This window comes from Mesorhizobium sp. P3_A10, assembly GCF_056403175.1.
In genome coordinates, this window is sequence record NZ_JBFUFZ010000001.1 from 1086092 (window position 1) to 1106601 (window position 20510).

The following is a 20510-nucleotide window of genomic DNA, read 5'->3' on the forward strand; positions in this document are numbered from 1 at the left end:
GAACCGCAAAAAAGGGGAGAATAATATGCCAAAAGAATTCGAAATCATGGCAAGGGCCGTGGTGCGGGGCAAACTGAGCCGGAGGGAATTTCTGGCACGTGCGGCAACATTGGGGATCACCGCCACGGTGGCCCAGAACCTGCTTGTCGGTGCTGTACGCGCTGCAGGCCCGACCAAGGGGGGCACACTGAAGGCGGGCATGGTCGGTGGTGAGTCGACAGACAGCCTCGACCCCGCAACTTGGGCAAGCCAGGTGCCTCTGACATTCGGACGAACTTGGGGCGAGACGCTGGTTGACATCGGTCCGGACGGTTCGATCGCCATGAAACTCGCGGAACAAGTGAGTTCGTCGAAAGATGCGAAGACCTGGACGTTTAGAATTAGAAAAGACGTATCCTTTCACGACGGCAAGAAACTTGTGCCCGCCGACGTTGCCGCGACGCTCGAGCGACACTCTGATGCGAAGTCGAAATCCGGCGCCCTTGGCTTGATGCGCGGGATCGACACGATCAAGGCTGATGGCGACAGCATTGTCATAGGTTTGAAAGATGGCGACGCGGATCTGCCCTATATCCTGGCGGACTATCATTTGGCGATCCAACCAAATGGGGGCAAGGACGATCCCGCGGCGGGAATAGGAACTGGACCGTACAAGATTTCGACCAACCAGCCAGGCGTGCGGCATGCTGGAGAGAAATTTGCCGGATACTGGAATGACCAAGTAGGCCATGCCGGCTCGGTCGAAATTATTGTGATCAACGACACAACTGCCCGCACCGCCGCACTTCAGGGTGGTCAGGTCAATATGATCAATCGTGTCGAGCCGAAGATCGTTGATCTGGTCAAGCAGGTACCCGGCGTGACGATCCGCACGGTTGCAGGAAGGGGACACTACCTGTTCGTCGTTCACTGCGACACCGCGCCTTTTGACAACAATGACCTCAGGCTGGCGCTCAAATATGCAGTTGACCGCGATGAAATGGTCAAGAAAATTCTGAACGGCTACGGCAGTGTCGGGAATGACAGCCCGATAAACGCAACATATCCGCTCTACACGCCCGTCGAGCAAAGGTCATATGACCCGGACAAAGCCGCCTTCCACTACAAGAAGTCCGGACACAGCGGTTCAATCCTTCTGCGAACCTCCGAAGTTGCGTTTCCCGGCGCGGTCGATGCCGCGCAGCTTTATCAGCAGAGCGCTTCCAAAGCCGGCATCAAGCTGGATATCAAGCGCGAACCTGGAGACGGCTACTGGTCAGAGGTGTGGAACAAACAGCCGTTTTGCGCTTCTTATTGGGGCGGGCGGCCAACGCAGGATCTCATGTACACGACGGGATATTATTCCAAGGCCGATTGGAACGAGACCCGATTCTTCCGCGATGATTTTGACAAGATGCTCAATCAGGCCCGCTCGGAACTGGACACTGAAAAGCGCAAGAAACTATACGCCGACATGGGATCCATTGTCAGGAACGATGGCGGGGCCGTCGTCCCCATGTTCAACGACTACATCGACGCAACTGGTCCAAATGTAGAGGGCTGGGTCGATGATCCAAATTACGAAATGTCCGGCGGTTCGGCCTTGATCCGCTGTTGGATGACCTCCTAGAGCAATTCCAGGAAGGCGGGAAACGTTTTCCGCCTGGAATTGCGTAAAAACAAAGGGATAGAGCAGTTCGCCGTTTCCGTGAATTGGTGAACTGCTCCAGTCGCGAACAGAGCGCAAAATCCGGCCGATTCCATTTTTGAAGCCCCAGCGGCCAATGAGCCGGCTGTTGGGGCATCAACCTGTTGACGGCCTATCGAATTTCAAATTGTAAGACTGGGCAAAGCATGAATCATGCGCTGCAATCGGAAGAAGCCACCAGAGTTGCTTTGGCCGCCTGCTATAGGCTGGCTGGTCATTTTCAGATGACGGATCTCATCTACACCCATATCACAGCCAAGGTTCCAGGTGCCGAAGGTCAGTTTCTCATAAATCCTTATGGCCGACGGTGGGAGGAGATTACAGCGTCGTCTCTGGTCAAGATCGATACAGATGGCAAAAAAATTGAGAATACATCTGCCCCCGTCAATCCTGCAGGGTTTACGATTCACAGTGCCATTCACACTGCTCGCCCGGAGGCGCACTGGGTCATGCATACACATACGAAGGCGGGAGTAGCCGTTTCGTGTCTTGCGGAAGGCTTGCTTCCGCTCAATCAAATAGCACTCCAGTTTTTCGAACGATTGGCATACCACGACTTTGAGGGCATAGCCCTGGATCACGCCGAGCGGGGCAGGATCGTCGCCGACTTTGGAAATCATCCCGCACTTGTTTTGCGCAACCACGGCCTTCTCACCGTGGGCCGCACCGCTGCCGAAATGTTCAACAATATGTTTTATCTGAACCGAGCCTGCGAGATCCAGGTGGCAACGCTATCAATGGGCCGGGACCTTGTTCCAATCCCAGGGGCCATCGCACAGAGAGTGGCCTTGCAAAACGATCAAATGTCGCTCGATGACGGGGGACTTGAGTTGGAATGGGCCGCACACTTGCGCATGCTCGATTCGATTGACCCGACATTTCGGACCTGAGAAGTCTAAAAGCTCGGAAGCCGGTCAGGTGAGTGCTGCGCCACCTGTCCCCGATATCTTGCGCTTGCGGACCGGGCTGGCACTTAGCCGAAATCAAACACTTGACATTAATTAAATCAAGATGATTGATTTATTTTCAGGATCATAATTCCGAAAGACTCGTCTAGCTGGTCATCATGATAGTCAAGAAAGCCATCGCCGGCACCAATCTCGAACAGGCCAAGTCGCACAACCGCCGCGTGGTGATCGAAGCGATCAGAACCAACGGTGCCTTGTCGCGTGCGGCCATCGCGCGACTGACGGCGCTGAGTTCCCAGACCATTTCCAACATCGTCGAGGAGCTCGAAAAAGAGGAGCTGCTGCGCCCGGAGGCGACGCAGAAGGGCGCGCGCGGTCAGCCGGCTGTCCCCTATTCGATCAATCCCGACGGCGGCTATTCGATCGGCCTGCAACTCGACCATCAACTGGCGGTGGGCGTCATCACCGATCTCTCCGGCACGGTTCGGGCCCGTTTCGAGCGGCCGGTCGACCGGCCGACGCCGGCGCAGGCGATGCCATTGCTGGCGGCGATCGCCGATGATTTGATGCGGACGTTTCGTTTCGACCGCAGCCGCCTGCTTGGCATCGGCATGGCGATGCCCGGCCCGTTCGATGTCGAGGGCATGACCTCGGTCGGGCCGACGGCACTGCCCGGCTGGCAGGATTTCCCCGTCGCCGAAGAGCTTGAGCGGCTGACCGGCATTCCGGTGACGGTCGAGAACGACGCCACCGCCGCTGCCATCGGCGAGCGGCTTTACGGCGTTGCCCGCAACCTCAGCAGCTTCGTCTATTTGTTCATCGGCACCGGGCTCGGTGCCGGCCTGTTTCTTGACGGCCATCTCTACAAGGGCACCCGCCACAACGCCGGCGAGATCGGCCATATGATCGTCAATCCTGGCGGCCTCGAATGCGGCTGCGGCAAGCGCGGCTGTCTTGAACGCTATGTCTCCTTGCGCGCCGCCTATGAATGTTTGGAGATCCCCGATCCCGATCACGCCTCGCCGGAACTGCTCGAGGCTTTGCTGGCAAGTGGCGACAGCCGCATGGAAGCATGGATCGAACAAGCCACTGCGCCGCTGCGCCAGGCGATCAATGTGCTCGAACTGGCGCTCGATCCTGAAACCGTCGTCCTCGGCGGCTTCATGCCGCTGGCGGTGATCGAGCTTCTGGCGAGCCGGCTCGATCCCTTGTATCTCTCGGTCAGCTCGACCAGCACCCGCACTGTACCAAGGGTGCTGGTTGGAGCCGCCGGCAAGGACACCTCGGTTCTGGGCGCTGCCGCGCTGCCGATATTTTCGGAGACCAACCCGCAATTCGACGTGCTGCAGAAACCGTTCGGCTAGACGCCTATGGCGGTTCGATCGATCGTAAGATTTCCCAATCCGCTCCTACGCGCTGTCGCGGAGCCAATCCAGCTGTTCGACAACGACTTGTCGAGCCTGGCGGGCGATCTCATCGACACTATGCGCGCGGCACCCGGAATCGGCATCACTGGCCCGCATATTGGCATTTTGAAACGCTTGGTCGTGATCCAGCTGCCTTCTGCCGCAAAGCCGGGAATCTATGTCAATCCATCTGTCATCCAGGCCTCGCCCGAAATGATCCGCCATGCGGAAGGCAGCGTTTCGATGCCCGGCGTCACCGAAGAGGTCGAGCGACACGCAAGCGTGCGTGTTCGCTATCAGGATCTCGACGGCAACGAGCGTTTCGAGGATGCCGAGGGTCTGCTGGCGATTTGCCACCAGCATGAGATCGATCAACTCGACGGTATCTTCTGGACGCACAGGCTGTCGCGCTTGAAGCGCGACCGGCTGACCAAACGCTACGACAAACTGATGCGGTTGTCCTGAACGGAAGTCCGGCGCTAAAGCAATTCCAGGAAAAGTGTGAGCGGTTTTCCGACCGGAATAGCGTAAAAACAAAGACTCTAGGACAACCCGTAGAGCACAGGCATCAGTCCGGCGAGTGCGCTGAACCGCTCCCAGGATTTTCGCTCCGGCACCGTCCAGCCGGTCTCGGCAAGCGCTGAAAGCCTGGGAAAAACCAGCCGATCGAAGACGGCACGGTCGGTCATCGGCTCCGACCAGATGCAGCATTGCACGCCGAGGAAATGCTTCTTCTGCGCCGCACTCCAGCCTTCCACAGGATCGAAGCCGTAAAGCTTCTCGGGCGATGACCAGCCGGCCCAGGCGGCGCCCGGTTCCGACCATTCCTGGCTGTTGGCCATGTCGAGGTAGTAGACCTGCCCGGGATTGACGACGATGTCATAGCCTTCGCCTGCCAGTGCTGCCGAAACTTCGACGTTGCGCCAGCCATTGAGGTAGCACTTCGTCTTGTCGATGACGTTGCCGTGCGCGGCTTCTTCCCAGCCGCCGGTGATGCACCCGCGGGAAGCAAGGAATGTTTGTATCCGCTTAAGGAACTGGGCTTGCAGCAGGGCAGCCCCCGAGCCGTCGATCTCGTCGGCGCCATGCGTGTTGGTCACCACGCCGAGCCGTTTGGCGTGCGACTGCGCCATCCGCTCGCCGCCGAGTTCGGCAAGCCGATGCAGCGCTTGCGGCGAGCCCGACCATGCGCCGATCGGCACTTCGTCGGCGCCGACATGGATCGCCTTGAACGGGAACAGCTCGATCATCTCGTCGAAGATCGTTTCGAGCACGCGGTAGGTTTCCTCGCGTGCCGGGTTGAGGCAGTTGTTAGGAAATCCCTGCACGGAAAAATACTGACCATGCTCACCGGGATCGCGCAGCTCGGGCAGCGCCTCGAGCATGGCGTAGCAGTGGCCGGGCACGTCGATCTCCGGCACCACCTCGATGCCGAAACGGCCGGCAAGCGTGACGATCTCGCGGATCGCCGCCTTGGTATAGTAGCCGCCAGTCTTTCCGGGACCCGAACCAAGCAGCGAGGGGATCGGCAGGCCATGGCCGCGCCAGGCGCCGATGCTGGTGAGCGCAGGGTATGCGTCGATTTCGACCCGCCATGCCTCGTCATCGGAGAGATGCCAATGGAAACGGTTGAGCTTGTTCCAGGCAAAAATGGCGAGGAACTGCTCGATCTCGGCCGAGGCGTAGAACTGGCGTGCCGTATCGAGATGGCAGCCGCGCCAGCCGAGCGACGGGTCGTCGTGGATGTCTCCCCGCGCCGGGAAGACAAAGGTTGCGGGATGCTTTCGGGCGCCGCGCAGGATCTGGCCAAGCGTGACCAGCCCGTAGAGAAATCCCGTGCGCGTGGACGCCGAAATCGTTGCCCCGACGGCTGCAAAATCGATCGCATAGGCTTCCGGTCCGAACCTGTCCTTGCGGGACAGATTGACCGGAAAGCCGCCTTCCGCAGCCGGGCGCATAAGGCCTTCGACAGGGAACAGCCTGGCGTTAAGTTCGGCAAAGGCGGCCACCGCGGCCTCGGCCTCCTCGCCTTCTGGCCTCGGGTCGATGCCGGCGGGTGCCGGCAAAACGCCGGACACTTCGACCTGGCGCGGCCAGGGGATCACCGAGATGGGGACTGGCGCGACAGTCGGCACCGGATAGGGCTCGGCGCCGCGCTTCAGCGGCGCGTTGTCGCCCTTGGCCTTCGTCGGTTCGACGGCGATGCGCTGGACGCTGCCATCGGCCAGCACGAGATAGGCGCCGGTGGCGCCATCCGTCCAGTGGCGCAGCGGGTAGCTCAGGCCGCGCGCCGTCAATGTCCAGGCCGCACCGGGTTCAAGCACGAAGCCGGCGGGCGGCGCGAACTCGGCATGGTTCGACACGCGATTGACCAGTGCGGCGCCTTCCACCGCGGCTGCGGGATCGATCCGCGCCGGACCGCTAATGCAGAGGCGGAAATCCTGCAGGGCCCCACTTGAGGCGTTGGTGAGTTTGAGCGAATAGGCCAGCGCCTGGCCGTCGGATGCGGGCGTCCAAAAACTCTCCAGCCGCAGGGCAAGTGTCTCGGTCATGGCAATCTCATGTGTAAGCGTGAAAAGATCAGTCGGCCGACTTCAAGAGGCCGGCATAAATGCCGGGTTCCGAATTGGGGATTTGCGTCGCGCCGACGGTGCGTTCGTAGAATTCGGACGGGCCGACATCGCCAATGATGGCGTAGGCATAGCCCATGGTCTTGAGGTCGAGCAGTGAGGCCAGCAGCAGCGCGTGGCCGATGCCTTGGCCGCGCACCGCTTCGTCGACACCTGTGGGGCCAAAAAAGCCGCGGGCGATCGATTCATGGCAGGCAAAGCCGACCAGTTTTTCCCCCTTGGTGGCCAGGAAACAGGTCGGCGGCTGGCGCATCATCGAAACGGCCGTCTCGCCCGCCCACCCGGCGCTGAATTTTTGCCGCACCCAGCCGGTGACCAGTTCGAGTTCCGGCGCCAGCGCCCGGCGAATGGTGACAGCGGCACCGCGGACGCGCGCGTCGAGTTCCGGATCGGGGGCAAGCAGCGAGAGATTGACGAGATAGTCCATGAAAACCTTCCGGCGTGAATGTCAGGAAACCGTACCGAGCGCGCGGACGAAATGGTTCGGCCCGACCTGGTCGACCACTGTCGAGGTTGGGCGGCTCAAGCGGCGCACCTCCTCGGCGTGGCCCAGAAAACGGGCGCTGTCGCCGGCGATGAAAGGCCGTTCCGGGTCCGGTACGGCTGAAAGCAGCAGCCGCGTATAGGGATGGCGGGCATCGCCGATCACGGCACGCGTGTCGCCCCACTCGACCATCTGTCCCGCAAACATCACGATCACCTCTTCGGCAACATGGGCCGCGGTGGCGATGTCGTGGGTGATATAGAGCAGCGCCAGTTGCCGCTCGCGCTTGATGCGCGCCAGGAGATCGAGGATGCCGAGACGGATCGAGACATCGAGCATCGAGGTCGGCTCATCTGCAACCAGAACCTCCGGCTGAACGGCGAGCGCACGGGCGATGTTGACGCGCTGGCGCTGGCCGCCCGAAAGCTCGTGCGGAAACTTGTGCGCCGTCAGCGCCGGCTCCAGCCCGACCCAGTCAAGCAGATCGGCGACGCCGCGCACTTGCTCGGCCTTGCTTTTGGCGTGGCCATGCAGCGCCAGCGGCCGGGCGAGATGATGCTGCACCGAAAACACCGGATTGAGCGAGGCGAATGGATCCTGGAACACCATCTGCACGGCACGGCGATAGGCCTTCTCTCCGGCCGCCGTGCCGGTTCGCGTCACGTCGCGGCCGCGGAAGAACATGTCGCCACCGGTGGGCGCATCCATGCGCGCAATGATGCGGGCGCAAGTGGTCTTGCCGCAGCCGGACTCGCCAACCAATGCCAACGCACGCCCGCCCCGCAGCGACAGCGAGATACCGCGCAATGCCTGCACAAGACCGAAGCTGCGCTCGATGCCGTCCAGCCTGATGATCGGTTCGGCCTCGATCGTGGCAATTGGGGTCGTCGGCACGGCGTTCATACGGCCGCTCCATTTGCCAAGGGGTGGCCGGGCAGTTGCGGGATCGCGCCCCAGAGTTTTCGCGTGTAGTCGTGCGCCGGGGCGCGGCTGACCTGCCGGACGTCACCGATCTCGACCAGTTCGCCCTTCAGCATCACCCCGATGCGGTGGCAGAGCTGCGCCATCAGGTGCAGATCATGGGTGATGAACAGCACCGAGAACCCGTAGCCGCGTTGCAGGTCGATGACCTGTTCGAGAATCTCGCGCTGCACGACCACGTCGAGAGCCGTCGTCGGCTCGTCCATGATGATCAACTCCGGCTTCAGCGCCAGGCAGATGGCAATGACGATGCGCTGGCGCATGCCGCCTGAGAACTGATGCGGGTAGTCGCCAAGCCGGCTGGCCGGGATGCCGACCAGCTTGAACATCTCTTCCGCCCGCGCCCGCGATTTTTCGCGCGATGAACCGGTATGCCGGCGCAGCACATCGTGGAACTGCGCCTCGACCCGCATCAGCGGATTGAGCGAATTCATCGCGCTCTGGAAGACCATGCCGATGCGCCGCCAGCGCACCTCTTGCAGCCGGCTTTCAGGCAGTTTCAAAAGGTCCTCGCCGTCGAGCAGGATTTCGCCGCCCGCCACCCAGGCCGGCGCCTTGGCGAGGCGCGTGATGGCATAGGCGATCGTGCTTTTGCCGCAGCCGGATTCACCGGCCAGCCCGAACAGTTCGCCGCGGCCGATGTCGAAGGATACGTTCTTGACCGCGCGGAAAGCTCCCTTGTCGAGCAAATAGTCGACGCTGAGGTCGCGGATCTGCAGCAGTGCCTCGCTCACCGTGCCGCCTCCAGCTCATGCTTGCGCAGACGGTTGAGGCGCAGCCAGCGGCTGAGCGCCGGACCGGAGCGCAGCTGCGGGTTGGCGATCTCGTCGAAGGTGAAGTTCAAGAGCGCCAGGCCCAGCCCGACCAGCGCGATGCCGGCGGCCGGCGCGCCGATGTCCCACCAGGCACCGACGATGATGGCGGACGAATTCTGCGCATTGTAGAGCATCGTCCCCCAGGTGACGTTGAGCGGATCGCCGAAGCCAAGGTATTCGAGCGTCGTCTGCGCCACGATGGCGTAGATGATCGAGCCGACGATGTTGATGCCGATCAGCGGCACCAGATTGGGCAGGATCTCGACGAAAATGATCCGCCATGACGGCTCGCCGACCATGCGCGCGGCGGTCACGAACTCACGGTTCCTGAGTGCCAGCGTCTGCGATCGCGTCATGCGCGCGCCCCACGGCCATGAGGTCAGCGCAATGATCATCATGATGGCGACAGGTCCGACCGTGCCGGCGAAAGAGGCGAGCAGGATCAACAGCGGAATGTTGGGGATCACCAGCACCGCATTGGTGATCAGATCGAGCGTGGCGTCGGTGCGGCCGCCGAAGTAGCCGGCGACAAGCCCGATGATGGTGCCGAGCGCGGTGATGAACAGGCCCGTGGCGAAGCCGACCGCCAGCGACGGGCGCGCGCCCCAGACGAATTGCGCATAGACGTCGCGGCCCATCTTCGTGGTGCCGAAATAATGCTCGACGGTCGGCGGTTGATGCGAGCGGCCGACGCGCTCGCCAGGATCGGTCGGCGCGAGGATCGGCGCCAGCAGCGCCATCAGGCAGAGCGCCGTGACGATGATCAGGCCGGCGACGGCCTTCTTCTGCCGCCACAAAAGTCGCCAACCGAAATTCATGCCCGCTCCTCCCGAATGCGTGGATCGACGACGCCGTAGAGAAGATCGACCAAAAGATTCGCGCCGAGCGTCGCCATCGTCATCAAAAGCAGCTGGCCCTGGATGACCGGATAGTCGCGCGCGACGCTGGCGGTAAACAGCGTCAGCCCGAGGCCGGGATAGTTGAAGACGATCTCGGTCACGATCGAGCCGCCAAACACGGCGCCGAGCATCAGCGCGAGATTGGTCAGCACCGGCAGCATGGCGTTTCGCAGCGCGTAGGAAAACATCACCATCGTCTCGCCGAGCCCCTTGGCGCGGCCCATGGTGACATAGTCCTCGCCAAGCACCGATATCATCGAGGAGCGCGTCGTCGTCTGGAACTCGCCGATCAGATAGGGCGACAGGGTCAGCACCGGCATGATCGCGTGCCAGAAGACGCTGCCGAAAAAGGTGAAGTTCAGCCCCGGATCGAGGTCGGGATTGTAGGCATAGCCGACCGGGAACCAGCGCAGCGTCACGCCAAAGGTGAACAAGGTCGCCAGTCCGATGATGACCGGAGGGATCGCGATCAACACGACAGAAAACGGCGAGACGAACGCATCGAAGCGTCCGCCCCGCCGCCAGGCTGCCACTGCGCCGAGGGAGACTCCAACGCAGAGGGAAAACATGATCGCCGTGGTGACCAGGAAGGCGGTCCAGCCGGCGGAGCGGGCCAGAACCTGGGTGACGGTCTGCGGGTAGTATTTGACCGACACGCCGAGATCGAACCTGGCGAGACCGGTGATATAATCGACGAACTGCCCCAGGATCGGCTGTTCGACGGCGCCGAAGCGGGCCTTGATGGCTTCGATCGCCGCCGGCGTCGCGCGTGGCCCCAGCTGCGCGATCATGCCGTCGACCGGACTTCCCGGCATCAGCCGGGGCACCGTGAAATTCATGACGATAGCGAACAGGAATGCGACGAAGTAGACCCCAAGTCGTCGAAGAGGAATCCGCATTCACCTGTCCTTGCGCTCGGTTTGCCTTCTCCTCCTGTCAGAGAAGGTAACGGATGGAAGCGGACGTCGGCTGCTTCGTCAGCACCGTCGTCCGACCTGGCGACGCCTGCCCTGCTGCTTGCCAAAGGCAAGGCAGGGACGCCCCTCCCCTCAAGGAGGAGAAGGGCGCTTACCCAAATTATTGCACGGGCTTCAGGCGCAGCAAATGCATCAGCCGCAGACGGTTGTTGTCGTGGTTTTCAGGGTTCATCACCGGCTCGTCCTTGGTCACCCAGCCGGTGAAACGCTTGGTCGAATACTGGTACCAGGTCGGTCCGTTGAACACCGGCACGACCGGAAAATTGTCGGCGATGATCACCTGCACCTGATCGAACAGTTTCTTGCGCTCGTCGTCGGTGGTCGCCTTTCGGTAGGCATCGAAAACCTTGTCCAGCTCCGGATTGGAATAGCGCGACGGTGCGCTGGTGATGCGCCCGGCAAAGGCCGTCGACAGCGACTGGTAATAGCCACGGAACGGTGTCGGGCCGTCGGCGCGGGAGTTCATGACCGCATCGAACGAACCGTCGAGAATCTGCTTTTGCCATTGCTCGTATTCCGGCGTCGCCACCGAAGCGTTGATGCCGGCCTTGCGCAGGCCTTCGGTGGCGATCTGAACGGCGTCGATCCAGTCGGTCCAGCCATTGGGAACGATGATCGAGAACGCGATCGGCTCGCCCTTCGGCGTGGTGCGCATGCCGTCGGCGCCTTTCTTGTAGCCGGCGTCGTCAAGCACCTTGTTGGCCTTGTCGACGTCGTAGGTCATCCACACGTCCTTGTCGCCTTCGGCTGCCTTGTTGCGCCAGGCGTCGAACCGCGGCGGCAGGCCGCTGGCATGCAGATTGACCACCGGATAGCCGAAGCCGGCAATATCGACCATTGCCGTGCGGTCCATGACCAGGCTGAAGGCGTGGCGGAAATTGATGTCGTTGAAGGCTTCGGCCAGCGCCGGTTTGGCCGTCTTGAAATTCATCTGGAAAGCGATGGTTTCCGCCGGCGGCTGCCAGTAGCCATTGTGGTCCTTGTCGAGCGCGACGTAGGTCTTGTCGATCTCCGGCAGGAACGAGCCGATCCAGTCCATCGACCCCTCCGGCAACAGCGCCAGCATCTGGTCGTTGCCGGCGATCTGCGGCAGCTTCAGGCAGTCGACATGCAGCGAGGCGGCATCCCAGTAGTTCGGATTGCGGCACTGTTCGTAGACCTGCGGCGTGAAGCGGCGGATCTCCGTCATCGGACCCGATCCCACAGGCTTCTCGTTCTTGAAGGCGAGCGGATCGGCGACGTCCTTCCAGATGTGCTCGGGCACCACGGGGAAATCGGCCATCGATTCGGGAAAGTGCGTGTCGATGTCCTTCAGCGTGATCTTGACTTCGGTCGGCGACGGCGCTTCGACCGAGGCGACGCTGCTCCCGACACCGACAGTGTCGACCGCCGGGTTCTTCAGCATCAGGTCGAGCGTGAATTTCATGTCGGCCGAAGTCAGCGGCTGGCCATCCGACCATTTGACGCCGTCGCGCAACGTGTAGGTGATCGACTTCAAGTCGTCGGAGAATTTATAACCCGTCGCCAGCCGGTAGATCGGCTTGCCGCCATCATAGTCGTTGAAGATGACCAGCGGTTCATAGACGAAATCCATGGTGCTCTGACGGCGCCCGCCGAGATCGAACGGGTTGAAATTCTGCACCCAGCTCGTCTGCTCTTCGATGTGCATGGCGAGCACGGATTCGGCGGACGCCGATCTCACGCCGACAGGAAAAACGGTGGCAATGGTCGCGGCGGCGAGTGCCGTGCCAATCAACAGCCGCCAGCGTGAAATCGCCGTCGACAGGTCTTGCGGGTGACTCAGGTTCGGGTGTGGCAGCTTGGCGGTCATGCTTCATTTCCCCTTGGTTGATTGCCATTCCGCCTCTTCGGGCGAATAAGATAAATCAATTTGATTTAATCCTAAGTGGGAAACGGTGTCGCCGTCAACGCCCCTGTTCAGCAATGCCGGTTGAGGTACGCAGAACCGCTGGTTGCCCAAGGCTGGCACACATGCCGGCGGTGCGAAATTGCGTTGGATTGATGCCCTGCGGATCGTCTCTTATCTCCTTTTGATAGATTGCGTTCGTAATCTATATGAGGTATAGATTGCGAATGAACTCTAAAGGGAGACTGACGATGCGTGTGAGTCGTAGTCAGGCTGCGGAAAACCGCGAAACCGTAATCAACGTCGCAAGCCGCCTCTTTCGGGAGCGCGGCTTTGACGGCATCGGCCTCAAGGATTTGATGAAGGGTGCCGGACTGACCCAGGGCGCCTTTTACAAGCAATTCGCGTCAAAGGAGGATCTGGCTGCGCAGGCTTCCAGGCGGGCGATGGAGAGCGCCACCCACCGATGGTCGGCCGCAACTGCGGCGAACCCTGAGGATCCGCTGGGCGCGGTCATCGGATTCTACCTCAGTATGGATCACCGCGGAGAAAAGATGGACGGCTGTCCGGTCGTGGCGCTCGGTTCGGATGCTGCCAGGCAGGGCACGGACGTGAAAGCGTCGTTCGAAGCCGGCATCAAGGAGCATCTCGAGATCCTCGGCCGTTTGGTTGCCGAGACCAATGCAGAGGAGTCGGAGGGCAAGGCCATGGCCATTCTCTCGACAATGGTCGGCGCGGTGCTCCTCTCGCGGGTCGTCAACGATCCCGACCTTGCACAGGCTTTTCTGGGTGCGGCGACAGATCAGGTTCGCGAAACAGTCGCGGCTTGAACGCGTGGGCAGCGCTGCCGGTACACCCAAGTGATAGGAGAATAGATGCGACGGATTGTTGTTACCGGCATGGGAGCGGTCACGCCCCTTGCCGCCAATGTCGAAGCGTCCTGGTCGCGCCTCTTGGCAGGTCGTTCGGGCATCCGTAGGCTTCCGGACGATGTGGTGGGAGACCTGCCGGCGAAGATCGGCGGCGTGGTGCCCTCCTTGGAAGAAGATCCGGACGCCGGTTTCGATCCCGATGTCGTCCTGTCTGCGAAAGATCAGCGCAAGGTAGACCGGTTCATTGTCTTTGCGCTGGCTGCGGCGGAAGAGGCGCTTGCGCAGGCGAAATGGAAGCCTGCCTTGGAAACGGATCGCCTGCGCACAGCCACGATCATCGCTTCAGGGATCGGCGGGTTTCCCGCCATCACCGAGGCGGTGCGCACGGTGGACACGCGCGGTGTCCGCCGCCTGTCGCCGTTTACGGTGCCGTCCTTCCTGGTGAATCTTGCGGCAGGTCACATCTCGATCCGCCATGGCTTCAAAGGTCCGCTCGGCGCGCCGGTGACGGCGTGCGCGGCCGGCATCCAGGCGATCGGCGATGCGGCTCGTCTTATCCGCGCCAATGAAGCCGATATTGCCGTGTGCGGCGGGACGGAAGCATGCATGAATATCGTCAGCCTCGGTGGGTTTGCCGCGGCACGCTCTCTTTCGACCTCCTTTAATCACCGTCCTGATGAGGCCTCCCGGCCGTTCGACAAGTCGCGCGACGGCTTCGTCATGGGCGAAGGAGCCGGCGTGCTGGTCATCGAGGAGTTGAGCCACGCGCTGGCGCGCGGCGCAAAACCGCTGGCCGAGCTCGTCGGCTACGGGACGACCGCGGATGCTCATCACGTCACTTCCGGTCCTGAGGACGGCGACGGTGCGCGCCGAGCCATGCAGATCGCCATTGCGCAAGCAGGGATTTCGCCGCGCGAGGTTCGTCACCTCAATGCGCATGCGACCTCCACGCCAGTCGGCGACCTGGGTGAGATCGAAGCGATCAAGAGCCTGTTCGGGCGCGATTTCGCGATAGCTGTCAGCGCAACGAAATCGGCGACCGGACACCTTCTCGGAGCGGCCGGCGGGCTTGGTGCCATCTTCGCGATCCTGGCGCTCAGGGATCAGGTGGCACCGCCGACGCTCAATTTGAGCGCTCCCGATCCGGCCGCCGACGGCATCGACTTCGTCGCAAACGAGCCCCGGCCAATGGCGATGGAGTATGCGATCTCAAATGGCTTCGGCTTTGGCGGCGTGAATGCCAGCGCGTTGTTTAGGCGCTGGCCCGACGCGAGCGTCAAGGACGCTCACAACTGACGCCCTTTGCTCCGACCTTTCATGCTTCTCCCACTCCGATCCAACGCAAAGAAAGACATGATTTCCATGAACAAGACCAATCCTGGCGTCGCCCTGGTGACAGGGGCATCCTCCGGCATCGGGCGCGCAACCGCCAACACCCTACGGAACGCGGGCTTTCACGTATTCGGAACCAGCCGTCGCACGGCCTCCAAGCAATCCGACGGCGTTACCATGCTGACCTGCGATGTGACCGACGACGCGTCCGTTGCGAAAATGGTCGATGACGTCCTGGCAAAGGCCGGGCGCATCGACCTGCTTGTCAACAATGCCGGCATGGGGCTGTTTGGCGGCGCGGAGGAGTCCTCGACCGCCCAGGCCCAGGCGCTGTTCGACGTGAACGTCTTCGGCGTTTTCCGCATGACCAACGCGGTGTTGCCGGCAATGCGACGCCAAGGGAAGGGCAGAATCGTTAATTTGAGTTCGGTGCAGGGGTTTATCCCCGCTCCCTATTTCGCGCTTTACGCGTCGACCAAACATGCCATCGAGGGCTATTCCGAATCGCTCGATCACGAATTGCGCCCGTTCGGCATTCGCGTTTCGTTGGTGGAGCCTGCCTATACCCGCACGTCATTCGAGGACAATCTCGCCGCCCCCGATCAGTTGCTTGAAATCTATGACTCCGCGCGCGCTGGCATGACTGTAGCCGTGCGGAAAGCGATGGAAACAGGCGATGCGCCCGAAGTGGTAGCCAAGACCGTTTTGGCCGCTGCGACCGATCCCGCTCCAAAAAAACGCTATGCGGCGGGAAAGATGGCGCGCCAGGTCAGTTTCCTGCGCCGGTTCGTTCCCGCGTCCGCATTCGACAAAAGCCTGCGAAAGCAGCTCGGGCTGCCGGTCTGACGGTTCGGGCTGCGCTGCCATTGCGTCCCTCGAACGGAGAAGCGTGTCCCAAGCCTTGGTCGCCGGCTGACATTTTCGACGTGAATGCGCCGCCAAAACTCAACCGCCGCGTGCCTACGCCATTTCAGGGCGTTTTGACGCCTCGCGGATCGCCTTGTGCACGCCGCGCTGCAGATCCATGAACGCCGGCGTTTCCATGACCTCTTCGCGGCGTGGACGCTCAATATCGACATTGAAGGTCTGGGTGATGCGTCCGGGGCCAATGCCCATGACGACAATCCGGTCCGAGAGATAGACGGCCTCCTCGATGTCATGGGTGACGAACAGCACCGTCAGCCGGTGCTCTTCCCAGATCTGGGTCAGGAGTTCCTGCATCTGATGCCTGGTCAAGGCATCCAGCGCGCCAAAGGGCTCGTCCATCAGCAGCATTTTGGGTCGATAGGAAAGCGCGCGGGCAATGGCGACGCGCTGCTTCATGCCGCCTGAAAGTTCGGATGGATAGCGATCGGCGCAATGCGGCAGCTTGACCAGGTCGAGATGCTCGAGCGCGATCCGCCGGCAGGTCGAACGGTCATGGCCAGCGGCCTTGAGGGCAAATTCGATGTTCTGCTGCGCCGTCAGCCAGGGAAGCAGTGTGTAGGATTGGAAGACGACGCCGCGGTCGAGCCCCGGCTGAAGGATTGGGGCGCCGTCGATGGCAAGCTCGCCGGCGTCGAAATCCTGAAGTCCCGCGACGATCGAAAGCAGCGTGCTCTTGCCGCAACCCGATGTGCCCACCAGCGAGACAAACTCGTTGTCGGCAAGATCGAGATTGATATCCCGCAGCACTTCCGTGCGCCGCTCCCCCGAGCCGAAGCTCTTGTGGAGGCCTCCGATGTGCAATTTGGGAACACTCATCGGCTGCATCTCATTGCGACTGGCCATCCTGCCGGAACAGCACTTTCTCGAGCGCCTTCATGACCTGGTCCGTGACCAACCCAAGCACGCCCAGCAGCAGGATGTAGCCGATGATGGTGTTGGTCTGGAAATAGCGCTGCGACACGGTGATGCGATAGCCGAGGCCGGAGGTCGCCGCGACGAGTTCCGCCAGCACGAGCCATGTCCAGGCCCAGCCGAGGCTGATGCGCAACGTGTCCCAGATACCCGGCAAGGCACTCGGCACCACGATGCGGGTCAGGATCTTGCGATCCGGCAGGCCGAGGGTCCGCCCAAGGCCGATGAAGTCCTTCGGCACCCGCTTCACATTGTCCATGATCATCAGGACCTGCTGAAAGAAGGTGCCGATGAAGATGATCAGGAACTTCTGCGTATCTGCCGTACCGGCCCAGAGGATGGACAGGGGCACGAAAGCGACCACCGGCATGTAGCGGATGAAATCCACCAGCGGCTCGACCGCTGCTTCCCACGACCTGAAACTGCCGATCAGCACGCCGATCGGGATCGCCAGGGCCGAGGCAATCAAGAATCCGATGGAAATTCGGTACATCGACGCCTTGAGATCGATCCACAGCGTGCCATCGCCGGCGAGCTTGGCAAGCTGGCTTGCCACACTGCCGGGCGATGGCAGGAAGATGGCCTTCACCGCGCCAAGGCCCGTCGCCGCCCACCAGGCAAGACCAAGCCCGACGAAGACTGCGACGGCAATCATCACGAAGCGCGACCGGGCGATGGGCACGCCGATCCCTGAGGATCGGCGGCGCGCCGGCGCGCGTTTCGTGACTGGCTCGGGAGGCGGGCTCGTGGTCACAGCACGCTCCTCGGCCGTTTTCGTTGCCACGTCAGGCCTTCGTCACTCAGCTGCCTTGACGAATGCCGGGTCGATCATCTGCTCGGGCGTCACGTCGGCCTGAAGCAGCTTGGCGTTCTTGGCGGCGGCTTCGACATCGGCAAACGTCTTGGTCGAGAAATCGCCGGTCAACGCCGTCTTGTTTTCGGCGAGCGAATAGTAGCGCACGCCGTCAAAGGCGGTGTTGAGGTCTTCGACGCTCGAACCGACAGCCTTGGAGATGATGGCGCGGCCACCGGGCGTATCGGCATTGTAGTCCTTCAGGGCTGCGTCCCAGGTCTTGATCATGGCCAGCACCTGCCCCGGACGCGACTTGATCACTTCATCGCGCACCACCAGCACGTCGCTGATCAGGCCGGGATCCTCACCGGCGGTGAAGATCAGCTTGACATCCTTGTTCTGTGCCATGGCCACGGTGAGATAAGGCTCATAGGTGACCGCGACCGGAACCTGACCGGCGATCAGCGCCCCGCCCGCATCTGACGCCGGCATCGGCACCGGCTGGACATCGTCGATCGTCATGCCGTTTTTGGCGAGCGCATATTTGAGCAGGATATCGCTGGTCGTGCCTTCCTCGAAGGCGACCTGCTTACCCTTCAGATCCTTGACCGATGTGATGTCCTTGCCGGCGATCATGGCATCGGCCGTCATCGAGACATCGAGCAACAGCACGATTTTCACCGGCAGTCCGGCGGCAACCATGCCCATCGCCGTGTGCGTTGCGATGTTGGCGGCATCGAGCTGGCCGCTCGCCAGGGCGGCGTTGATATCCTTGTCCTCGGCAAAGTTGACGATCTGCACGTCCGCCAACCCGTTTGCCTTGAACAGGCCCTTGGCCTCGGCGACATGCCACTGGCCATATCCGAGCCACGGTTCGATGCCGATCTTGAACGAGCCCGCCTCGGGCGTGGTCGGAATGGTCGCATCGGCCGCGCCTGCGGCCTGACTGGCGGCGATGCCGATGGCCGCAGCCATGAACAGCGCGCGAAATTGTCCTGTGAGGTTAAGCATCGTCATTGTTCCCCTTGATGCCGGATCACTTCTTCAACAAAGCACCGGTCTGGTGAGAAGGCGGGTTCTGCTCTCGCGGCTCTTGCCCTGGCGTTTTTCCGCAGCCTTCATGGAAGTGCAAAGGCATTTCAACGTCGCCGAAAGCCGTTGTCAAGAAGTAAAAATACATACATGCATATACAAGTGATGGCTTCCCATGTGGAGCCCAATGGTCAGGCATTTCTGGACGGAGAATAGCGACTGCCGAGGGCGTAGCGGCTGCCTGCGTAGGTCAGTTTGCTGATCGTCGCGACCACGGCGCCGGTCCATGTGCGGCGATGCAGAAAGAGGCAGCAATCGCCGACCTCGATGCCCAGATGCAGCGCGGTCTCGGTATCCGCCGGGATGGCGGAGATGATGTGCTCGACCTCGGTCACCGGGGTCTTTTGCATGAGATAGTCATACGTCGCCGTCTTCGTGAAATCCTGCTTGTCATAGTCGGGGATGAGGCTCGGATTGACGAAGCGCTCTTCGACTTGCACGGGCAGGTCGTTCTCGAAATTGACAACGACGGAATGGTAGACGGGAACCCGTTTGGCCATCTCGAAGGCAAGCATCAGTTCCTTTGCCGGCATGATGGTTTCGAGGACGAGCACTTCGGAACGATGCTTGTTGCCACGCCCGACAATTTCCGCCGCGATGTTGTTGATCTCAAGCAGGGCCGACTGCGGCCGAGGCGGCGCAATGAACGTTCCAACGCCCTGGATGCGGACCAGAAATCCGGCCGAAGTCAGCTCCCGCAAGGCCCGATGGATGGTCATCCTCGACACGCCGAGCGATGCCACGAGTTCGTTTTCGGATGGCAGCTTGCGGTCCTTGCTCCAGCGGCCGGTCCCGATGTTGGTCAGGATATAGTCCTTCACCTTCTCGTAGAGCGGGCTGGCCGTATTGGGCAAGGTGTTCATTTTCAAAGTCCTTTCCGGCAATCCATCGAAAATCATGCGCCCTCTGCAGGTTGCCGCATCCGGATAATCGTTTTCAAGCCATCGGCTCGCCCCGCCAACAACCGCTCATAGGCAGCGGGAACGTCATCGAGGCCGACCTCGCGGTCGATCAGCTCGATCAACGGCTCTGTCAGTGCCCCGAGCATCGCAATGGCGTCGGGAAGTTCGTCTGCAAACGCATGGCAGCCCAGCAATGTGATTTCCCGCTCGACCAGGATGTTGGGATCGACGTCGAGACGGCCATGGAATATGCCGACCATCGCCATCGCGCCGCCCGGATCGAGAACACCCAGCAGCTGTTCGAGTGCGGCGATGCTGCCTGTCGCTTCGACGGCCGCGAGCAAGGGGGCATGCGACGTGGCCGCGGCGATGGCATCGCGGGTCAGTTCGACCGGCACGGCGCCGGTGACCCGCGCCACCAGCGCGCAGCGGCTCGGGTTGCGATCGGTGACCAGAATGGTCCCCTGGAATGTTCGGGAGAGCAGCAAGGCAACGAGACCGCCTATCGGGCCGCAACCGGTGACGAGGACGCAACGTCCCGTTTTCGGCAGGCGCCGCACGGCATGCAAAGCCACCGCAAGCGGCTCAGCCATTGCCGCGACCCGCTCGTCAAGCGCGGCATCGACGATGTGCAGGAGACGGGCGGGCAAGACGGCTTCTTCGGCGAAACCGCCGTCGCAGACCTCACCGACAAACCCAAGCGAGAGGCAGTGCTGCCTCCGCCCGGCGCGGCACTCGGCGCAGTCTCCGCACCAGAAGCGCGAGTCGGCGATGACCCTGTCGCCGATGGCGACCGTGTCCACGCCCTCCCCGACCGCTATGACCTCGCCTGTCAGTTCATGCCCCACCGTCGACGGAGACCGGCTTATCCACTGGCCCGTCCGGAAATTATGCAGGTCCGAGCCGCAGATGCCCGCGGCTGTGACCTTCAGCTTCACCCAACCCGCATCGGGATCGCCTGGCGCTGCGATATCTTCGACGCGCAAGTCACCGGGTCCATGCAGGCGTACGGCTTTCACGGCGATC

The 20510-nt window shown here is 61.7% G+C and carries 19 protein-coding genes; 7 read left to right on the plus strand and 12 right to left on the minus strand.

The features are described from left to right. Positions 1-25 precede the first annotated feature (25 nt). The 4 genes from AC1DXU_RS05285 (at position 26) to AC1DXU_RS05300 (ending at position 4466) form a co-directional block, all read left to right on the plus strand. Positions 26-1609: an ABC transporter substrate-binding protein gene (locus AC1DXU_RS05285; RefSeq protein WP_477365205.1), complete on the plus strand. Its 1584-nt coding sequence runs from the start codon at positions 26-28 to the stop codon at positions 1607-1609. Between the two features lie 224 nt (positions 1610-1833). Then, a complete protein-coding gene (locus AC1DXU_RS05290; RefSeq protein WP_477365208.1) occupies positions 1834-2577 on the plus strand; it encodes a class II aldolase/adducin family protein in 744 nt (247 codons plus the stop codon). A gap of 176 nt (positions 2578-2753) precedes the next feature. Further along, the gene (locus AC1DXU_RS05295) at positions 2754-3959 is read left to right on the plus strand and encodes an ROK family protein (RefSeq protein ID WP_477365210.1); all 1206 of its coding nucleotides are present in this window, start codon (positions 2754-2756) and stop codon (positions 3957-3959) included. A gap of 6 nt (positions 3960-3965) precedes the next feature. Then, the gene (locus AC1DXU_RS05300; protein WP_477365213.1) at positions 3966-4466 is read left to right on the plus strand and encodes a peptide deformylase; all 501 of its coding nucleotides are present in this window, start codon (positions 3966-3968) and stop codon (positions 4464-4466) included. Positions 4467-4543: 77 nt separating this feature from the next. Here AC1DXU_RS05300 and AC1DXU_RS05305 read toward each other — a convergent pair whose 3' ends face one another. From AC1DXU_RS05305 to AC1DXU_RS05335, 7 genes are all read right to left on the minus strand, one after another. Further along, positions 4544-6553: a beta-N-acetylhexosaminidase gene (locus AC1DXU_RS05305; RefSeq protein WP_477365216.1), complete on the minus strand. Its 2010-nt coding sequence runs from the start codon at positions 6551-6553 to the stop codon at positions 4544-4546. A gap of 28 nt (positions 6554-6581) precedes the next feature. Next, entirely contained in the window at positions 6582-7058 is a 477-nt protein-coding gene (locus AC1DXU_RS05310; protein WP_477365219.1) for a GNAT family N-acetyltransferase, read from the minus strand. Between the two features lie 21 nt (positions 7059-7079). Next, positions 7080-8018: an ABC transporter ATP-binding protein gene (locus AC1DXU_RS05315; RefSeq protein WP_477365222.1), complete on the minus strand. Its 939-nt coding sequence runs from the start codon at positions 8016-8018 to the stop codon at positions 7080-7082. After that, positions 8015-8830 (minus strand): ABC transporter ATP-binding protein, encoded by an 816-nt coding sequence (locus tag AC1DXU_RS05320; RefSeq protein ID WP_477365225.1) that lies wholly within the window; start codon positions 8828-8830, stop codon positions 8015-8017. The genes AC1DXU_RS05315 and AC1DXU_RS05320 overlap by 4 nt, the downstream gene beginning before the upstream one ends. After that, entirely contained in the window at positions 8827-9729 is a 903-nt protein-coding gene (locus tag AC1DXU_RS05325; RefSeq protein WP_477365228.1) for an ABC transporter permease, read from the minus strand. Before AC1DXU_RS05325 ends, AC1DXU_RS05320 begins: the two co-directional genes overlap by 4 nt. Further along, positions 9726-10709 carry an ABC transporter permease gene (locus tag AC1DXU_RS05330; protein WP_477365231.1) on the minus strand — a complete coding sequence of 328 codons (984 nt, stop codon included), beginning with the start codon at positions 10707-10709 and terminating at the stop codon, positions 9726-9728. Before AC1DXU_RS05330 ends, AC1DXU_RS05325 begins: the two co-directional genes overlap by 4 nt. Before the next feature lie 178 nt (positions 10710-10887). Continuing rightward, the gene (locus AC1DXU_RS05335; RefSeq protein ID WP_477366040.1) at positions 10888-12456 is read right to left on the minus strand and encodes an ABC transporter substrate-binding protein; all 1569 of its coding nucleotides are present in this window, start codon (positions 12454-12456) and stop codon (positions 10888-10890) included. A 449-nt stretch (positions 12457-12905) separates the two neighbouring features. Here AC1DXU_RS05335 and AC1DXU_RS05340 point away from each other — a divergent pair, with 449 nt between their 5' ends. The 3 genes from AC1DXU_RS05340 to AC1DXU_RS05350 all read left to right on the plus strand — a co-directional run bounded on the left by AC1DXU_RS05340 (position 12906) and on the right by AC1DXU_RS05350 (position 15704). After that, the gene (locus AC1DXU_RS05340) at positions 12906-13484 is read left to right on the plus strand and encodes a TetR/AcrR family transcriptional regulator (protein ID WP_477365234.1); all 579 of its coding nucleotides are present in this window, start codon (positions 12906-12908) and stop codon (positions 13482-13484) included. Between the two features lie 45 nt (positions 13485-13529). Then, a complete protein-coding gene (gene fabF / locus AC1DXU_RS05345; RefSeq protein WP_477365237.1) occupies positions 13530-14822 on the plus strand; it encodes a beta-ketoacyl-ACP synthase II in 1293 nt (430 codons plus the stop codon). 66 nt (positions 14823-14888) lie between these two features. Further along, a complete protein-coding gene (locus AC1DXU_RS05350; RefSeq protein WP_477313130.1) occupies positions 14889-15704 on the plus strand; it encodes an oxidoreductase in 816 nt (271 codons plus the stop codon). Positions 15705-15818: 114 nt separating this feature from the next. On the opposite strand, the gene AC1DXU_RS05355 is transcribed toward AC1DXU_RS05350, so the two are convergent. The 5 genes from AC1DXU_RS05355 to AC1DXU_RS05375 all read right to left on the minus strand — a co-directional run bounded on the left by AC1DXU_RS05355 (position 15819) and on the right by AC1DXU_RS05375 (position 20503). Beyond that, entirely contained in the window at positions 15819-16601 is a 783-nt protein-coding gene (locus tag AC1DXU_RS05355) for an ABC transporter ATP-binding protein (protein ID WP_477365240.1), read from the minus strand. 10 nt (positions 16602-16611) lie between these two features. Continuing rightward, on the minus strand, positions 16612-17379 hold the full coding sequence (locus AC1DXU_RS05360; RefSeq protein ID WP_477366043.1) for an ABC transporter permease: 768 nt from the start codon (positions 17377-17379) through the stop codon (positions 16612-16614). A 114-nt stretch (positions 17380-17493) separates the two neighbouring features. Continuing rightward, the gene (locus AC1DXU_RS05365) at positions 17494-18507 is read right to left on the minus strand and encodes an ABC transporter substrate-binding protein (protein ID WP_477365243.1); all 1014 of its coding nucleotides are present in this window, start codon (positions 18505-18507) and stop codon (positions 17494-17496) included. Between the two features lie 206 nt (positions 18508-18713). Beyond that, complete coding sequence (hutC, locus tag AC1DXU_RS05370; protein ID WP_477365246.1) at positions 18714-19445, minus strand: histidine utilization repressor; 732 nt, start codon at positions 19443-19445, stop codon at positions 18714-18716. Positions 19446-19477: 32 nt separating this feature from the next. Further along, on the minus strand, positions 19478-20503 hold the full coding sequence (locus AC1DXU_RS05375) for a zinc-dependent alcohol dehydrogenase (RefSeq protein WP_477365249.1): 1026 nt from the start codon (positions 20501-20503) through the stop codon (positions 19478-19480). Positions 20504-20510: the final 7 nt, after the last annotated feature.